The following is a 16,724-nucleotide window of genomic DNA, read 5'->3' as shown; positions in this document are numbered from 1 at the left end:
GCGGTCAGCGTGCCGGGTCGTCGTCGCGCTCGCGCTCGTGCTCGGCGATGTCGCGGCCGAGGTCGTCGCGGATCAGGAGGTCGCGGCGGAGCTCGTCGGAGCGGTAGGACGCGCGGCCGAGCATGTGCGCCGTCATCGGCTGGGTGAGCAGCTGGAAGGTCATGATCAGCACGACCGTCGACACGACGCCCCAGCTCGGCACGCGCAGCACGATCGCGAGGAGCACGACCGCGAGGCCGAGCACCTGCGGCTTCGTGGCGGCGTGCAGGCGGCTCAGCACGTCGGGGAAGCGCAGCGCCCCGACGCCCGCCGCCATCGACAGGAAGCCGCTGAGGAGGATGAGGGCGCCCACGCCCAGCTCGACGGGGTTCACGAGCGGTCCTCCTTCCCGATGAAGCGCGCGATCGCGATCGACCCCACGATGGCGAAGAGCGCGAGCACGAGCAGCACGACCAGGGTGTCGGTGTGCCGGTTGATCGCCATCTCGGCGGCGAGGCCGCACATCGCGATCGCGAGCAGCACGTCGGTCGCCAGGGCGCGATCGAGCATCGTCGGCCCGCGGATGATCCGGACGAGCGCGGCGATCGCGCCGACGCCGAACATGGCCCCGGCGACGATGCCCATCACGGCGAGCGCGCTCATGCGTCCTCCTCCCGGTCGGGCACCTCGACGGGCTCGGTCTCCGACGGCGGACGACCCTCCAGCTTCCGCTGCCGCCTGGCCGCGCGGACGGCTTCGGCCTGTTCGTGCGTGCCGATCGCGAGCACGATCCGCTCCTCGGTGGCGAGCACGTGCGCCCGCGCCTTCTCGAGGTCGGCCTCGGTGCGCGTGCCGAACGCGTGCAGGTACAGCAGGCCACGTTCGCGGTCGATGTCGACGACGACGGTGCCCGGGACGACCGTGATCGCCTCGGCCGTGAGGGTGGTCACCAGATCGGACCGGGTGAGCAGCTGCACGGCGATGATCGCGTTCATCGGCTGCCAGCCGGGCTGCACGGCCCGAGCGGCGACCTGGATCGAGGCGACCGCGACGTCGTACATCATCACGAGCCCGAGGATCAGCCCGCGCCACAGGTTGAACCTGCCGCTGAGCAGCACCGGCGGCAGGTACAGCGCGCGCGTCACCAGGATCGCGAGGATCACCCCCGTGGTGACCGTGAGCACGTCGACGTGGTCCCACAGGAACAGCCAGAGCGCGACGAGCGCGGCGAGCAGCGGCAGCTGCCGCCACACCACCTGCCACCGCGTGAGGTCGTCGCGCGGTGCCGTCGGCGGGCTCGCCGGGGCGCCGGCCGAGGCAGAGTCGGCCGCACCCCGCCGGCGCGCGGCATCCGTCATGACACACCCCCCGGGAAGACGATCGAGACGTACACGCTCGCGTCGCGCAGGTTCTCCGCGGCCCGACCGGACAGCTCGAACAGCGGCCCGGCGAAGACCGTGAGCGCGATGGTCAGGGCGACGAGCGACGCCGTCGCGGCGAGCATGAGGACGGGGGTCGTGCGCGTGGCGACGACCGTGGCGCCCGCGGGCGCCTCCTGCACGGAGTCGATGATCCGCGAGCGATAGCCCTCGAGCTCGGCCTTCGGACGCCAGAACGCGAGGTTCCAGAAGCGCGCGAGCGCGTACAGCGTGACGAGGGACGTCGCGGCGCCGATCGCGACGACCGTCCAGATGAGCCAGTCGGGTCCGGGGGAGGAGGTGCCGAGCGTCTCGGTCGCGGGCGTGCCGCCCGCGGCATCCGCACCGGCGACGAAGAGGCCGACCTTGCCGAGGAAGCCGGAGAACGGCGGGATGCCGCCGAGGTTCATCGCCGGCACGAAGAACAGGACGGCGAGCATCGGCGACGCACGACGCAGCCCGCCGAGGCGGGTGATCGACGTCGACCCGCCGAACCGCTCGATGAGTCCCGTCGTGAGGAACAGCGTCGTCTGCACGCTGATGTGGTGGATGACGTAGTAGATCGTCGCGGCGAGGCCCGCGATGCTCGCGAGCCCGATGCCGAAGATCATGTAGCCGATGTGGCTCACGAGCGTGAACGAGAGCAGCCGCTTGATGTCGGCCTGCGTGAGCGCGCCGAGGATGCCGACCGCGAGCGTCAGCCCGCCGATCACGAGGAAGAGCGTCGACAGGTCGGACTCGGGGAAGATCACCGTCTCGGTGCGGATGATGGCGTAGACGCCGACCTTCGTGAGCAGGCCGGCGAACACGGCCGTGACCGGCGCGGGCGCCGTCGGGTACGAGTCGGGAAGCCAGAACGACAGCGGGAAGACCGCGGCCTTGATGCCGAACGCGATGAGCAGCAGCAGGTGCAGGATCAGCTGGATGTCCTGCGGCAGCTCGGCGAGGCGCACCGACAGCTGCGCGATGTTCGCGGTGCCGGTCGCGCCGTACACGAGGGCGATCGCGCTGAGGAAGAACAGCGACGACACGAGGCTCACGATGATGTACGTCACGCCCGCGCGGATGCGCTCGCCCGTGCCGCCGAGCGTCAGCAGCACGTAGCTCGCCGACAGCAGGATCTCGAAGCCGACGTAGAGGTTGAAGAGGTCGCCCGCGATGAACGCGTTGAACACGCCGGCCGACAGGATCAGGTAGGTCGGATGGAAGATCGACACCGGCGTCTCGCGGTGCTGGTCGGCGATGCCCTGGCCGACGGCGTAGACGAGGACGCCCAGCAGCATCAGCGCCGAGATGATGATCATGATCGCCGACAGGCGGTCGACGACGAGCACGATGCCGAACGGCGGCGGCCACGCCCCGACGGCGACCGCGATGCCCGAGCCCGACGCGTCGACCTGCGCGAGCAGCACGGCGGCGATCGCCGCGACGGCCGCGAGCACCAGCGTGCTCACCGCCATCTGGGCGCGCTGGCGGCGGCCGAGCATGAGCGCCACCGCGGCGCCGAGGAGCGGAAGCAGCACCATCAGGGGCACGAGCGCGTTGGTCATCCGCGGCCCCCGTCCTCGTCGCTCGCCTCGAGCACCGCCTGCACCGCGCGGTCGTCCTCCTGGGAGCTGCGGTACAGGTCGGCCGTCTCCTCGGCGTCCTCGGCCATCTCGTCCTCGTCGACGATGAGGTCGCCGCGCTCGCCGAGCTGGGCGAGCCACCAGCTGCGGTAGATGAGCGCGAGCATGAACGCGGTGATGCCGAGGTTGATCACGATCGCGGTGAGCACGAACGCCTGCGGCAGCGGGTCGGAGATCGCGTCGGCGTCGACGCCCTCCCCGAGGATCGGTGCGAGGCCGGGCGTGCCGGCCATGGTGAACATGAACAGGTTCACGCCGTTGCCGACGAGCAGGAACCCGATCAGCACGCGCGTGAGGCTCCGCTCGAGCATGACCGTGATCCCCGTGCCGAAGAGCACGGCGGCGACGATCACGAGCGTCAGCGAGGCGGTCATGCGCGCACCTCCGCGGGGTCGGCCGGAACGGCGTCGGGGCCGGCCTCGTCGATCTGGCGATCGATCTCGGCGCCCAGCGTGCGGAGGATGTCGAGCACGAGCCCGACCACCACGAGGTACACGCCGATGTCGAACAGCGTCGACGTGCCGATCGAGAGGGTGCCGAGCACCGGCACCTCGGTCTCGAACCAGCTCGACTCGAACACGGTCAGGCCGAAGACGAGCGAGGATGCCGCGGTGCCGGCGGCCACGAACAGGCCCGTGCCGAGCAGCAGGCCCGCATCCACGGGGGCGGCCTCGCCGAGTTCGTACCGGCCGCCGGCGAGGTAGCGGGCGACGAGCGCGAGCCCCGCCACCAGGCCGCCCGCGAAGCCGCCGCCGGGCGCGTTGTGGCCGACGAACAGGAGGAACACCGAGACGACGATCGCCGGGTGGAAGAGGAGCCGGACGAGCACCTCGATGAGGATCGAGCGGTTGCGCGGCGAGATCGTCCGGCCGGCGAGGAGCCACGTCTGCCGCGTCGCCGCGGCCTCGGACGCGGCATCCGTCTCGTCCTCGACGTCGGCGAGGCGACGGCGGGCCGCACGCATGCTGTCGGCCGGCTCGGGCAGCGGCCGCAGGCGGCGGCGCCGGTCGACGTCCTCGAGGCGGGGCGCGCCGCCCTGCCGGCCGGAGACGAAGATGAGGCTCGCGACGCCGGTCGCCACCGCGACGAGCACCGAGATCTCGCCGAGCGTGTCCCAGGCGCGGATGTCGACGAGGAGGGCGTTCACGAGGTTCTTCGCGTGCGCCTCCTCCGCTAGCGGGGGGAGGCCCTCGGCGATGGTCGGCTCCATGCGCGCACCGAGCGCGACGATGCCGACGACGGCCATCACGATCCCGGCGAGCGCGCCGAGCACGATGCGCAGCGGCGCCCGTACGACCGCCCGGCGCCCGGTCACGCGTCGCGGGAGGCGGCGGAGCACGAGCACGACGACCACGATCGTGATCGTCTCGACGAGCGCCTGCGTGAGCGCGAGGTCGGGGGCGCCGGCCATGCCGAAGACCAGCACCATGCCGTACCCGGTCGCGCCGACGAGCAGCACGGCCGTGAGGCGCTGCCGGACCACCACGGCCGCCGAGGCGGCGATGATCATCGCCGCGCCGATGAGCGGCTGCGCCCAGCCGTCGGCGAGGCGCACCTCGCCCGGCCACGTGCCGTTCGCGGCGGCCGCGCCGCCCAGCCCGAGGATGAGCACGGCGACGATCACCGCCAGGTAGCCGGGCAGGCCGCCCGACTGGATCAGCGTCGTCAGACGTGCGGCGCCGCGGTCGACGGCGCCGACGATGCGGAGGTACCCGCGCTCGGCGTCGACGGTGTCGGGCAGCGCCGCCTGCGCGTGAGCGACGGCCTCGCGCTTCCAGACGAGCAGCGTGCCGACGCCGAACACGAGCGCCGAGATGGCGAGGGCCGGCTCGAGGCCGTGCCACAGCGCGAGGTGGTACTCGGTCGGCCCGGGCAGCGTCTTCGCGTAGGCGTCGAGCAGCGGCTCGACGAGCGGCAGGGCGAACGCGGTCGCGAGCGAGGCGGCGGCGAGCACGCCGGGCGCGAACGACATCATCGGGGGCTCGCGGTGCAGCGGCGTGGGCTCCGCGTCGCGCCGCGATCCGAACGCGCCCCACACGAAGCGGGCGCTGTACGCGAACGTGAGCATCGAGCCCACGACCGCCGCCGCGAGCGCGACCCACGCCCAGGTCGCTCCCGGCTCGCCGGAGGCGCCGGCCTCGAGCTGCGCCGTGAACACGGCTTCCTTCGCCACGAAGCCGAGCAGCGGCGGGAGGCCGGCCATCGACGCCGCGGCGACCGTCGCGAAGGTGGCGAGCCACGGCATCCGTCGCGCGAGGCCCGACAGCCTGCGCTTGTCGCGCGTGCCCGCGGCGTGGTCGACGATGCCGACCGTGAGGAACAGCGCCGCCTTGAACAGGGCGTGCGCGAGCAGCAGCGCGGTGCCGGCGAGCGCGGCGTCGCGCGTGCCCTGGCCGACGACGAGGATCAGGAAGCCGAGCTGGCTCACGGTGCCGTAGGCGAGCACCAGCTTGAGGTCGTTCTGCCGGAGCGCGCGCCATCCGCCGACCAGCATCGTGAACCCGCCGATGCCGATGACGATCGGATGCCACACCGCGAGTTCCGCGTACCCCGGCGCGAGCACCGCGACGAGGTACACGCCCGCCTTCACCATCGCGGCGGCGTGGAGGTAGGCCGACACGGGGGTCGGCGCCGCCATCGCGGCGGGGAGCCAGAAGTGGAACGGCACGAGCGCGCTCTTCGAGATGGCACCCACGAGCACCAGCGCGATGCCGACCTCGGCCGCCGCGCCCGTCACGGGGTCGGCGACGAGCTCCGCGAGCGACGTGGTGGCACCTGCGACGGTCAGCACGACGAGGCCGACGAGCATCGCCAGGCCGCCGAAGGTCGTGACCGTCAGGGCCTGCAGCGCGGCCCCGCGCGACTCGCGCTTGGTCGCGTCGTGCCCGATGAGCAGGTAGGAGAGCACGCTCGTGGCCTCCCAGAACGTGAAGAGCACGAACACGTCGTCGGAGGTGACGAGCCCGAGCATGACACCCGCGAAGCCGAGCAGGAGGGCCGCGAAGCGGCCGAGCGACGGTTCGTCGTCGCGGAAGTACCAGGTGCAGTACAGCAGCACGAGGCCGCCGATGCCGGTGACGATCAGCGCGAGGAGGAGCGAGAGCGGGTCGAGCCGGAACGAGAGGGCGATGTCGAGCGCCCGGATCCACTCGATGCGCTCGGTCACGACCTCGCCGCCAGCGACGGCGGGCACGTACGTCAGCAGCCACGCGAAGACCACCGTGGGCACGAGCGCGATGACCGGGAAGATGCGTCGCCCCATCACCCCTGCGGCGAACGGCGTGACGAGGGCCACGGCGGCGAACGCCACCAGGGAGAGGATCATCCGTGCTCCCCCCGCGTGCGTTCCGACCGTCCGACCAGTCTAGGCGAGGCGCGGGACGGCCTCCGGGCCTGCGCGAGGCCCCGACCGGGTCGGGCGGATGCCTCGGCACGGCCGGGCTGCGAGGATGGGCGCATGCCGATCCTCATCGATCCGATCGACCTCGCCGCCCGGCTCCGCGCCGACCGCGAGGCGCCCGACGGCGCGCCCCGCACGCGCGTGCTCGACGTGCGATGGACGCTCGCGGAGCCGGACGGGAGCGGCGCATACCGCGCGGGGCATATCCCAGGAGCGGTGTACGTCGACCTCGACACGGAGCTCGCCGACCACTCGGCGACCGGAGAGGGGCGGCATCCGCTGCCCTCGGAGGCGGCGTTCCAGCGCGCGATGCGCCGGTGGGGCCTGAGGGACGGCGACACCGCGGTCGTCGTCGACGACGCGGCCGGGATGTCGTCGGCGCGCGCGTGGTGGCTCCTGCGGCATGCGGGCTTCGGCGACGCGCGGATCCTCGACGGGGGCCTCGCGGCCTGGCGTGCCGCGGGACTGCCGATCGAGCAGGGCGACGTCGCGCCGGAGCCCGGCGACGCGACCGCGCGTTTCGGCGCGATGCCGGTGATCGACCTCGACGAGGCCGACGCGCTCGGCGCCTCCGGGGGCGGCGTGCTGCTCGACGCGCGCGCCGGCGAACGCTATCGCGGCGAGATCGAGCCCATCGACCCGAGGGCGGGGCACATCCCGGGCGCCGTGTCGGCACCCGCGGCCGACAACCTCGACGGCGACGGGCGGTTCCTGCCCGCCGAGGCGCTCCGCGCCCGCTTCGCCGCGCTCGGCGTCGACGGGGCCCACCCGGTCGCGGCGTACTGCGGGTCGGGCGTCACGGCCGCCCACGAGGTCGCCGCGCTCGCGATCGCCGGGATCGACGCGGCGCTCTACCCGGGGTCGTTCAGCCAGTGGTCGAACCACCCGGAGCGTCCGGTGGCGACGGGGGCGTCGCCCGGTGGCGACGCCTAGGCCGGCCGCTCCCCCTCGGACTCGGGATCGTCCTCGGTCTCGGGCTCCGGCTCGGCCGTGACCTCCGGCTCGGGCTCCGGCCCCGGCCGCCGGCCGATCCCGATGAGCGTCGTGATGTCGACGGATGCCACGCCCTGCTGCTCGATCGCCGCGAGGTACCGCTCGCGCACGACCCCGATCGCCTCGTCGTCGAGGTCGCCGAGCATCGCCCGCATGCCCGTGCCGACCACGAGCGCCCACGCCACCTCCGGCGTGAGGTCGAGGTGCCGCGGGACGGCCTCGGCACGGACGTCGACGAGCCCGCGCTCGGCGAGCCAGTGCGCGAGGCCGCCCGCGGTGCCGGCCCCCGCCATGGCCGGGCCGTCGTCCTCGTCGAGGGTCGGGACCCGCGCGTCGTCCTCCGGCAGGGCCGACGCGAGCAGGCCGGGGAGCGGCTCGAACGCGCCATCCGCCCAGACCGTCAGCGCGACCCGCCCGCCGGGGCGCGCGCACTGGACGAGGTGCTCGACGCCGGCCGCGACATCCGCGAAGAAGAAGACGCCCAGCACGCACTGCACGAGGTCGTAGCCCGTGTACGGCCACGTCGTCGCGTCGGCCTCGTGCACGCGCAGCCACGGCGTGCGCACGCCGGCGCGTTCGCGGAGCGTCGCGAGCATCGGCTCGGCGCGGTCGACGGCGTCGACGAGCCCGCCCGGCCCGACGAGCTCCGAGGTCGGCAGCGCCGACGCGCCCGCGCCGGCGCACGCGTCGAGCACGCGCTCGTCGAATCGCGGGGCGGCGCGCAGCACCGTCGCCCGCGAGATCGGATCCCACAGCACCTCGTCGAGTTCGGTGAACGTCGCGGCCGCGTCGGTGAACGCGCCCGCGAAGTCGGCCTCGACTTCCGCTTCCCCCATGTGCACATTGTGAACCCCGCCTCACGCATTCGTGAAGACTCAGGGAATCGAGACCTCCGCCGTGCAGACTTGAGGTTCACGTCTGCTTTTCGAATCTGAATCGAGTACCCCTCCATGAACCGTGCCCTGCGTCGTGGCGCGCCCATCGCACTCGCGTCCGTGACCGCCCTGCTCCTCGCCGGTTGCGCGGGCGGCGGCGAGGCGCCCGAGCCCACGTCGACGGATGCCGCTGCGGCGTGCCTCGAGGTCGAGGCCGGCGAGCAGAGCGACGCGATCGAGGTGTCGGGCGACTTCGGCGCCACGCCGACCGCGACGTTCGAGGCGCCGCTCGAGGCCGAGGAACTCCAGCGCACCATCGTGATCGAGGGCGACGGCGAGTCGACCGTCCCCGGCGACCAGGTGAGCGCCCAGGTCACGGCGTTCTCCGGCTCGACGGGCGAGCAGATCTTCTCGCAGCCGGCGACGCTCGAGCTCATCGAGGGCACCCTGTACGACGGCTTCCGCGCCGGCGCCGACTGCGTGCCCGTCGGCTCGCGCGTCGTCACGGTCGCACCGGCGTCCTCGATCTACGGCGACGAGGGCAACGAGGGCATCGGCGTCGAGCCCGGCGAGACGCTCGTCATCGTGACCGACGTGCAGGAGCTCGTCGAGCTGCCCGTCCCCGGCGAGTGGACCGAGGACGTCCCGACCGTCGAGTACGACGCCGACGGCGCACCGACCGTGACGATCCCCGACGCCGAGCCGTCCGACGAACTGCTCGTGGCGGTCCTCGAGGAGGGCGACGGCGACGTCGTCACGGAGAACGACGTGGTGACCGTCGACTACCAGGGCGTCGTGTGGGAGACCGGCGAGGTGTTCGACCAGAGCTTCGGCAACACGCCGGTGCCGTTCTCGATCTCGGGCGTCATCCCCGGCTTCGGCGCGGCGCTCGTCGGCCAGCCCGTCGGCACGAAGCTGCTCGTCACCATCCCGCCGGCGCTCGGCTACGGCGAGGAGGAGTCCTCGAACGGCCTCGGCGGCCAGACCCTCGTCTTCTACGTCGAGATCACGGAGACCCGCGCCGACGGCTGATCCGTCCCGCACACGCCGCGCCCGCGGCATCCCCCGACGAGGGCGGATGCCGCGGGCGCGGCCGTCTGCAGGGAACGGACAGGCACCTCCCCGGAGGTCCATAGGGTCGCTGTCGAAGCTGGGGAATGCCCCGGTCAGCCCGAGTGTTGTACCTGTATCCGGCACCCCTATGACCGGACGGAATGGAGGACGAGTGGGCATCAGCTACGTCGAGTTCGAAGACGATGCCGGCATCCTGCGCCGCTACCGCAAGCACGTGAACGGTCGCGGTCTCGTGGCGACGACCGCGAAGGTGGATGCGACGGCGTTCGTCGACCCGACCGCATACGTCGATCCCGGCGCGGAGGTGCAGCGGGGCGCGACCCTGTCGCACGGCGCCTGGGTGGAGCAGGACGCGATCGTCGCGGAGAACGCGACGGTCGGCGTGAACGCGCGCGTCGGCCGTGGAGCCGTCATCGGGCGCTTCGCCGTCGTCGGGCCCTACGCGGCCGTCGGCGCGGGCGCGCGAGTGCAGAACGGCGCGCGCGTGCCGCGCGAGGCGACCGTCCCCGAGGGCGCGGAACACCGCGCCTCGGGAGACGACCTCCGCCGCCTGGGCCTCGCCGCCTGAGCCGAACCGCAGCAACGGATGCCCCGGGCGCACGCCCGGGGCATCGTCATGTCCGGGCCGGCCCGACGGACCCGCGCGAACCCCGACTCGCACGCGCGACGGGTGACGCGGCGCGCTCGGGCTGCGAGGATCGGGGCATGGCGAACGAACGCGAGCCCAGGCATCCGTCGACCGCCCCGGACTGGTGGAAGTCCGCCGTGGTGTACCAGGTGTACCCGCGCAGCTTCCAGGACTCCGACGGCGACGGGATCGGCGATCTCCGCGGCATCATGCAGCGTCTCGACCACCTGGAGCGCCTCGGCGTCGGCGTGGTCTGGCTGTCGCCGATCCACCGCTCGCCCCAGGCCGACAACGGGTACGACATCAGCGACTACCGCGACATCGACCCGACCTTCGGCACGCTCGAGGACTTCGACGCGCTCGTCGCGGCGATGCACGAGCGCGGCATCCGCCTCGTCATGGACCTCGTCGTGAACCACACGTCCGACGAGCACCCGTGGTTCGTCGAGTCCCGGTCGAGCCGCGAGAACCCGAAGCGCGACTGGTACTGGTGGCGCCCGCCGCGAGCGGGCACGCACGGCGGCGACCCCGGCGCCGAGCCGACGAACTGGGAGTCGTTCTTCTCGGGCCCGACCTGGGAGTGGGACGAGGCGACCGGCGAGTACTACCTGCACCTGTTCGACGTGAAGCAGCCCGACCTCAACTGGGAGAACCCCGAGGTGCGGCACGCGGTGTACGAGATGATGCGGTGGTGGCTCGACCGCGGCGCCGACGGCTTCCGCATGGACGTGATCAACCTCATCTCGAAGCATCCGCACCTGCCCGACGGCCCGGTGCGCTCGGGCCGTCGGTACGGCGACGGCGGGGCCGCGTACACGAACGGGCCGCGGCTGCACGAGTTCATGCAGGAGATGCACCGCGAGGTGTTCGACGGGCGCGACGGCCTCATCACGGTCGGCGAGACGCCCGGCGTGACGATCGACGAGGCCATCCTGTTCACCGACCCCGACCGGCGCGAGGTCGACATGGTGTTCCAGTTCGAGCACGTCGGCCTCGACCACGGCGCGACGAAGTTCCACCCGCGCCCCCTCGCACCCGGCGAGCTCGCGGCGTCCCTCGCGAAGTGGCAGGAGGGGCTCGCGGATCGCGGCTGGAACAGCCTCTACCTCGAGAACCACGACCAGCCGCGGTCGGTGAGCCGCTTCGGCGACGCGGAGGCGCACTGGTACTCGTCGGCGACCGCGCTCGCGACGATGCTGCACCTGCAGCGTGGAACGCCCTACGTCTACCAGGGGCAGGAGCTCGGGATGACGAACGCGCCGTTCTCCGCGCTCGACGAGTACCGCGACGTCGAGTCGCTGAACGCGTACGCCGAGGCGGTCGCGAGCGGCACCGCCGTCGCCGACGCGCTCGACGGGCTCAGCCTCATGAGCCGCGACCACGCCCGGACACCGATGCAGTGGGACCCCACGCCGAATGCGGGCTTCACGACCGGTGTCCCGTGGCTCGCGGTGAACCCGAACCACGCGACCGTCAATGCGGCCGCCCAGGTCGGCGACCCGGGCTCGGTCTTCGAGTACCACCGGCAGCTCGTCTCGCTCCGACGCGAACGACCCGTGGTCTCCCACGGGTCGTTCGAGCGGGTGGATGCCGGGCACCCGGCGATCTTCGCGTTCGAGCGCGTGCTCGGCGAGGACCGCCTGCTGGTCGTGGCGAACCTCTCCTCGGTCGAGCACGATCCGGTCTTCACGCAGGAGGTCGCGGATCGGTGGCGGGATTCGCTGCCCGTGCTCACGAACACGCTGCCCGACGCGCCCGGCGCGTTCGACGCGCCGCTGGCGCCGTGGGAGGCGCGCGTCACCGCGCTCGCCTGAGCGCTCGCGCGGCCGCGGGGCGCGTCAGCGAAGCGCATGAGAATCCTGCGAACGGCGCCTGTCACGGCATCATCGGGCGGATTCTCATGCACTGATCCGGGGCCGCAGAGACGAGCGCATGAGAAACCTGCGGACGGCGCCTGCTGTGGGGCTGTCTGGTGGATTCTCATGCGCTCGCACTGGCGGCGCCGCAGCCGCGTCAGCCGCGCGGGGCCGGGGCGCCGCCGCCACCCATGCCGCCGCCGGGGCCGCCCATGCCCGCCACCTGCTCGCCGGCGACCGCCGAGCCGACGGCCTGGCCGTTCGCCGTGACCGTGTAGGTCTCGCCGTTCACGAGGTCGGCGGTCGACACCGCGAGCGAGCCGACGGTCTTCGCGGCCGCGTAGGTCGCGACGACGGTGCCGTCGGAGGAGACGACCTGGAGCTCCGTGCCTGCGGCCACCTGCTGCGAGAACGCGACGAGCACCGACGCCTGCGCGGCATCCGCCGAGGGCGCCACGGCCATGCCCGACGATCCGCCCGCGACGAGCGTGCCCCCGGTGATGTCGAAGCCGCCGTCGACGTCGAGCGCGCCGTTGCCCTGGCCGGTCGGACCGTTCACGACGACGTCGCCGCCCGACATCGCGATGGTGCCGTTCGAGTCGAGTCCGTCGCCCTCGGCGTCGACGACGAGAGCGCCGCTCGAGATCTCGAGCGAGCTGCCGGCGTTGAGTCCGTCGTCGGAGGCGGTGACCGAGATGTCGCCGCCGGCGATGGCGATGGCGTCGGCCTCGAGGGCCTCGTACGACGTCGTCACGTCGAGCGATCCGCCCGACACCGTCAGCGCGACCTCGGCGTGCACGCCGTCGTCGCCGGTCGCGACCGTGATCGAGCCGTTCGCGAGGTGGGCCGTGTTGTCGGTGTGGACGGCGTCGTCGGCCGCGTCGACCGTGACCTCGCCGCCGTCGACGATCACCGAGACCGCGCCCTTGACGCCCTTGGTCGACGTGTCCTCCGAGACGGTGCCGCCCGCCCCGCCGCCGGCGGTCACGTCGAGCGTGCCGCCCCAGATCACGACGTCGGTCGCCGCGTCGAGGCCGTCGCCGCCCGCGTCGACAGTGACGGAGCCGCCCGCGATCGCGATCCAGCCGCGGTCGGCCTCCTCGGCATTGTCGGCCTTCAGGCCGTCGCCGCCGGCGGTCACCGTGACGGTGCCGCCCTCGATCATCATCTCGTCCTTGCCGCGGATGCCGTCGTCGACCGCGTCGACCGTGATCTCGCCGCCCGAGACGAGCAGGCCGTCCTTCGAGGCGATGCCGTCGTTGCCGTTGCCCTGCACGGTCAGCGAACCGCTGCCGGCGATCTCGAGGTCGGCCGAACTGAACAGCGCGGCGTTGACCTCGGCGTCCTCGGCGTAGCTCGACGTGTCGGCGAGCGTGTTCTCGCTGCCGTCGGCGAGCACGACCTGCGCGCGGTCGGCGTTCGTGATCGCGAGGGCGGCGGTCGACTCGCTCGAGATGTCGACGCCGTCGAGGATGAGGCGCACGAGCCCCTCGTCCTCGGTGTCGACGACGACCTGGCCGGCGAGTTCGCCGCTCAGGCGGTAGGTGCCGGCGGCCGTGATCGTCACCGTGTCGCCGTCGACGCTCACTCCGCTCACGTCGCCCGACGCGTCGTCGACCGTCGCGGTGCCGCCGTCGAGCGTGATAGCGATCTCGTCGGCCGCATCCCACGTGTCGTCGCCGTCCTCACCGGGCGGGTCCTCGTTGGCGGCCATGGCCTCGGCGGCGGTGACGCCGGGGTCGACGGATGCCGCGGCCGCGAGCGACACGGTCGAGTCGGTGCTCGCCGAGCCGTCGTCCGTGCTCGCGGCGGTCGTCGCGGTGCAGCCCGCGAACACGAGGGTGCCGGCGAGCACGATCGGCGCGACGCGCGCGGCGACGAGCCAGGGCCGGCGTGCCGGGGTGGTGCGGCGACCGTCGACGGCGGGGGTGCGGGGGAATCGGAAGAGGGTCATGGCAGGTCCTTTCGTGGGGACGGTCGTGCGGGGATGGGTTTCGAAGTGGCAGGGCGCGGCGCGTGGCTGCGGGTCGCTCAGCCGAGCGGCTCGGTCGTGGCGGCCGCGGTGCGGAAGTGGCGGTCGATGACGCGCGTCCAGCGGTTGGCGGGCAGGTCGGGCCTGATCGCGGCGAGTCCGGTGGCGTACTTGGAGACGCGCGTCGGGCGGTGACCCGCCGACCAGAGCAGTCGGTCGACGGCGCCGGCCTGCGAGCCGGACTTCGTCTCGACGATCGCGGAGCCGGGCGTGCGGAGCACGCGGCCGAACCGGCCGTCGACGCCGCGGTCGATCCAGGCGAGGTCGACGTCGATCGTGGCGCGGCTCGCGGGCCGCCCCGTCTCGGCCGGGAGCAGGAGGGTCGCGCGTCGGTACGAGGTCGTGAGCACGGGGTCGAGGCTCGCCCGGCCGAGTTCGCCGATGCCGGCTTCCGCGAGCACCTGGTCGGCGTACGCGCGGGCCTCGCCCGTGAGCGCATCGGCGGATGCGGGGTCGACCGCGATGCGGTCCTTGACGGTGAGCGCCCGGCCGCCGCGGGTCTTCACCTCGAGGAAGCTCGCCTCGGACTCGACGTAGGAGCGCGTGCGGATCTTGAAGCGACGCCGGCGTGCGTGCGCCGCCAGGCGGAAGCTCGTGAGCTCGGGGGTGTCGAAGTAGACCGACTCGTATGCGCTCGCCCGGGTGCCGTCGAGGTCGAGCACGCGGACCCCGTCGGGCAGGCGCCCGAGGATCCCGGGGAGGGCCTCGATCGGCAGCATGTACTTCCGGTCGATGCGGGTCTGCAGCTCGGCCTCGGCGTTCAGGCCCGCGAGGTCGACGCCTTCGACCGCATCGAGCAGCGCGAGCGCCGCCGGGGTGCCGGATGCCGCGTGCCGCGCGGTCATCGTCCCGCTCCCTCGTACTGCGCGGCGCGCCCGGACCCGGCCGTGGGGGCGTCGAGCCCGACCGGATCGCCGGCGCCGCTCGACGTGGCAGGCGGCGCGAGGCGCCGCGCCGCGACATCCGCTCGGTTCGACCTCGGTGCGTCGAAGCGCACCGTCACGGTCGTCGTGTCGTCGACGAGGTCGAGCTCGTCGACGCGCGCCGACCGGATCCGCGCGCCGAGCAGGGTGCCGAGGTGGTCGTGCAGCTCGCGCTCGTCGGAGAACGCCCGGTCGAGCACGAGAACCTGCTGGCGTGACCGGCGGAAGAGCGCCGGGTGGTCGCCGACGGCGAGCACCGCGAGCACGAGCACCATGAGGCCGATCGTCAGCCAGCCGAAGCTCGCCCCCAGGCCGCCGAGGAGACCGATCGCGAGCGCCGCGAAGTAGTACGCGACCTCGTGCTGCTCGATCTCGCTCGACCGCAGCCGGATGATCGACAGCACGCCGAACAGGCCCAGCCCGAGCCCGGCGCCGATCGTGCTCGATCCGAGCACGAGCGATACCGCGAGCACGCCCACGTTGACCGTGAGGTAGGCGACCACGAGGTCGCGTCGCCGATGGCGCGGGAAGTAGAGCGCGAAGGTGAGCAGGGCGACGGCGACGAGGTCGGCGACGATGAGGAGGGTCTGGTCCATGGGGGGCTCCGAACGTGTGTGGGAGTACCCATGAAGCCGGACGGCTCGAGGTGGATCCTGTGGCGATCCGATGACGTTCCTATGAGCGTCGTGCGGGTCGCCTGAGCGCGCCGCGCCGCGTGCGTGCCGGTGCAGTCCGCTACGCGGCGAGGCGCTCCGCGAGCAGTTCGAGCGTGCGCACGCGGCCCGGAGCGGCATCCGGCGGCTCGTCGGCACGCGCGCCCGCGATCGGCGCGACCATGACCTCGTCGATGCCGTGCCGCTCGGCGAGGGCGCGAACGGCGGATGCCGCGGCATCCGCTTCGCCGATCACCCAACGGGTGCGCATGCGCGCGACGACGTCCTCGGCGTCGGAGTCGCGCGCAGCAGTGGCGGCCTCCTCGACGGTCTCGAGCGGGCGCATCGGGCGGTTCAGACGCAGGCGCGCCATCGCCCGGAGCTGCGGGAGCGCGCGGGCCTCGGCCTCGTCGACGGTGTCGGCGACGACCGCGTTCAGCGTGAGGATCGTCTGCGGCGCCGGGTGCCGCTCGCTCGGCCGGTACCCGGTGCGGTAGAGGTCGAGCGCCTGCTCGAGGCCCTCGCCCGAGAAGTGGTTGGCGAACACGTACGGCAGGCCGAGCTCGGCCGCGAGCCGCGCCGAGTAGTCGGAGCTGCCGAGCAGCCACAGCTCGGGGACGTCCGTCGCGGCGGGCGTCGCCTGGATCGGGTACTCGCGGCCGCTCGTCAGGCGCAGCGTCGCACCGTCGGGCGAGAGCAGGCTCAGGATGTCGGCGACGTGGTCGGGGAACCGGTCGACGTCGGCGGTCGGCCCGCTCACGCGGAGGAGCTGGGTGATCACGGGGTCGCTGCCCGGCGCGCGTCCGATGCCGAGGTCGATGCGACCCGGCGCGAGCGCCTCGAGCGCCGCGAACTGCTCGGCGACGACGAGCGGCGCGTGGTTCGGCAGCATGACGCCGCCCGAGCCGACGCGGATGCGCTCCGTGCGCGCGGCCGTCGCCGCGATGAGGACCGGAGGCGTCGTCGAGGCCACCGACGGCATGTTGTGGTGCTCGGCGAACCAGTATCGGGTGAAGCCGAGCCGGTCGGCGGCCTGCGCGAGGGCGACGGATGCCGCGAGGGCCTCCGACGAGGACTGCCCGCTCCGCACGGGGACGAGGTCGAGCACCGAGAGACGTGGGGAGAGAGGCATCCCCCACTGCAACCGGGCCCGCGGGCGCGGTATTCCGGGCGGGTGGGCGCAGGCCGAGACGTCGGCGGATGCGCGGGATAACCCTGAGCGGATCGGCGGGATCCTCCTGATCCTCGAGGGCCTCCCGCCCCAT

15 protein-coding genes are annotated in these 16,724 nt (G+C 73.1%); 4 read left to right on the top strand and 11 right to left on the bottom strand.

Annotated features, from left to right (window positions below; translation table 11 throughout):
• Positions 1-4 precede the first annotated feature (4 nt).
• The 6 genes from mnhG to GLX25_RS18155 are packed head-to-tail and all read right to left on the bottom strand — an operon-like array spanning position 5 to position 6,350.
• The gene (mnhG, locus tag GLX25_RS18180; protein WP_271192541.1) at positions 5-373 is read right to left on the bottom strand and encodes a monovalent cation/H(+) antiporter subunit G; all 369 of its coding nucleotides are present in this window, start codon (positions 371-373) and stop codon (positions 5-7) included.
• Complete coding sequence (locus GLX25_RS18175; RefSeq protein WP_155844047.1) at positions 370-642, bottom strand: MrpF/PhaF family protein; 273 nt, start codon at positions 640-642, stop codon at positions 370-372. Before GLX25_RS18175 ends, mnhG begins: the two co-directional genes overlap by 4 nt.
• A complete protein-coding gene (locus GLX25_RS18170) occupies positions 639-1,337 on the bottom strand; it encodes a Na+/H+ antiporter subunit E (RefSeq protein ID WP_155844046.1) in 699 nt (232 codons plus the stop codon). Before GLX25_RS18170 ends, GLX25_RS18175 begins: the two co-directional genes overlap by 4 nt.
• Positions 1,334-2,947, bottom strand: coding sequence for a Na+/H+ antiporter subunit D (locus tag GLX25_RS18165; protein ID WP_155844045.1), 1,614 nt, complete (start codon positions 2,945-2,947; stop codon positions 1,334-1,336). The genes GLX25_RS18170 and GLX25_RS18165 overlap by 4 nt, the downstream gene beginning before the upstream one ends.
• Positions 2,944-3,399 carry an NADH-quinone oxidoreductase subunit K gene (locus tag GLX25_RS19235; RefSeq protein ID WP_155844044.1) on the bottom strand — a complete coding sequence of 152 codons (456 nt, stop codon included), beginning with the start codon at positions 3,397-3,399 and terminating at the stop codon, positions 2,944-2,946. Before GLX25_RS19235 ends, GLX25_RS18165 begins: the two co-directional genes overlap by 4 nt.
• On the bottom strand, positions 3,396-6,350 hold the full coding sequence (locus GLX25_RS18155) for a Na+/H+ antiporter subunit A (RefSeq protein ID WP_155844043.1): 2,955 nt from the start codon (positions 6,348-6,350) through the stop codon (positions 3,396-3,398). Before GLX25_RS18155 ends, GLX25_RS19235 begins: the two co-directional genes overlap by 4 nt.
• 132 nt (positions 6,351-6,482) lie before the next feature.
• On the opposite strand from GLX25_RS18155, the gene GLX25_RS18150 reads away from it, so the two are divergent.
• A complete protein-coding gene (locus tag GLX25_RS18150) occupies positions 6,483-7,358 on the top strand; it encodes a sulfurtransferase (protein ID WP_155844042.1) in 876 nt (291 codons plus the stop codon).
• On the opposite strand, the gene GLX25_RS18145 is transcribed toward GLX25_RS18150, so the two are convergent.
• Complete coding sequence (locus GLX25_RS18145) at positions 7,355-8,254, bottom strand: class I SAM-dependent methyltransferase (RefSeq protein WP_155844041.1); 900 nt, start codon at positions 8,252-8,254, stop codon at positions 7,355-7,357. The two genes, GLX25_RS18150 and GLX25_RS18145, sit on opposite strands and share 4 nt — an antisense overlap.
• Before the next feature lie 114 nt (positions 8,255-8,368).
• Here GLX25_RS18145 and GLX25_RS18140 point away from each other — a divergent pair, with 114 nt between their 5' ends.
• The 3 genes from GLX25_RS18140 (at position 8,369) to GLX25_RS18130 (ending at position 11,809) form a co-directional block, all read left to right on the top strand.
• Positions 8,369-9,325, top strand: a complete 957-nt coding sequence (locus tag GLX25_RS18140) for an FKBP-type peptidyl-prolyl cis-trans isomerase (RefSeq protein ID WP_155844040.1) — start codon at positions 8,369-8,371, stop codon at positions 9,323-9,325.
• A 193-nt stretch (positions 9,326-9,518) separates the two neighbouring features.
• A complete protein-coding gene (locus GLX25_RS18135) occupies positions 9,519-9,935 on the top strand; it encodes a transferase (RefSeq protein WP_166549001.1) in 417 nt (138 codons plus the stop codon).
• Positions 9,936-10,072: 137 nt separating this feature from the next.
• Positions 10,073-11,809 (top strand): glycoside hydrolase family 13 protein, encoded by a 1,737-nt coding sequence (locus GLX25_RS18130; protein ID WP_155844038.1) that lies wholly within the window; start codon positions 10,073-10,075, stop codon positions 11,807-11,809.
• Between the two features lie 199 nt (positions 11,810-12,008).
• On the opposite strand, the gene GLX25_RS18125 is transcribed toward GLX25_RS18130, so the two are convergent.
• The 4 genes from GLX25_RS18125 to GLX25_RS18110 form a co-directional block, all read right to left on the bottom strand.
• Entirely contained in the window at positions 12,009-13,805 is a 1,797-nt protein-coding gene (locus GLX25_RS18125; protein WP_155844037.1) for a carbohydrate-binding domain-containing protein, read from the bottom strand.
• Positions 13,806-13,882: 77 nt separating this feature from the next.
• Positions 13,883-14,728, bottom strand: coding sequence for a polyphosphate polymerase domain-containing protein (locus tag GLX25_RS18120; protein WP_155844036.1), 846 nt, complete (start codon positions 14,726-14,728; stop codon positions 13,883-13,885).
• Positions 14,725-15,402, bottom strand: a complete 678-nt coding sequence (locus GLX25_RS18115) for a DUF4956 domain-containing protein (protein WP_155844035.1) — start codon at positions 15,400-15,402, stop codon at positions 14,725-14,727. The genes GLX25_RS18120 and GLX25_RS18115 overlap by 4 nt, the downstream gene beginning before the upstream one ends.
• Positions 15,403-15,541: 139 nt before the next feature.
• On the bottom strand, positions 15,542-16,591 hold the full coding sequence (locus GLX25_RS18110; RefSeq protein WP_155844034.1) for an LLM class flavin-dependent oxidoreductase: 1,050 nt from the start codon (positions 16,589-16,591) through the stop codon (positions 15,542-15,544).
• Positions 16,592-16,724: the final 133 nt, after the last annotated feature.

Source organism: Agromyces luteolus (genome assembly GCF_009729855.1).
GTDB lineage: Bacteria > Actinomycetota > Actinomycetes > Actinomycetales > Microbacteriaceae > Agromyces > Agromyces luteolus.
Note: the sequence above shows the minus strand (reverse complement) of the source record. Positions and strands in the feature narration are given on the sequence as shown.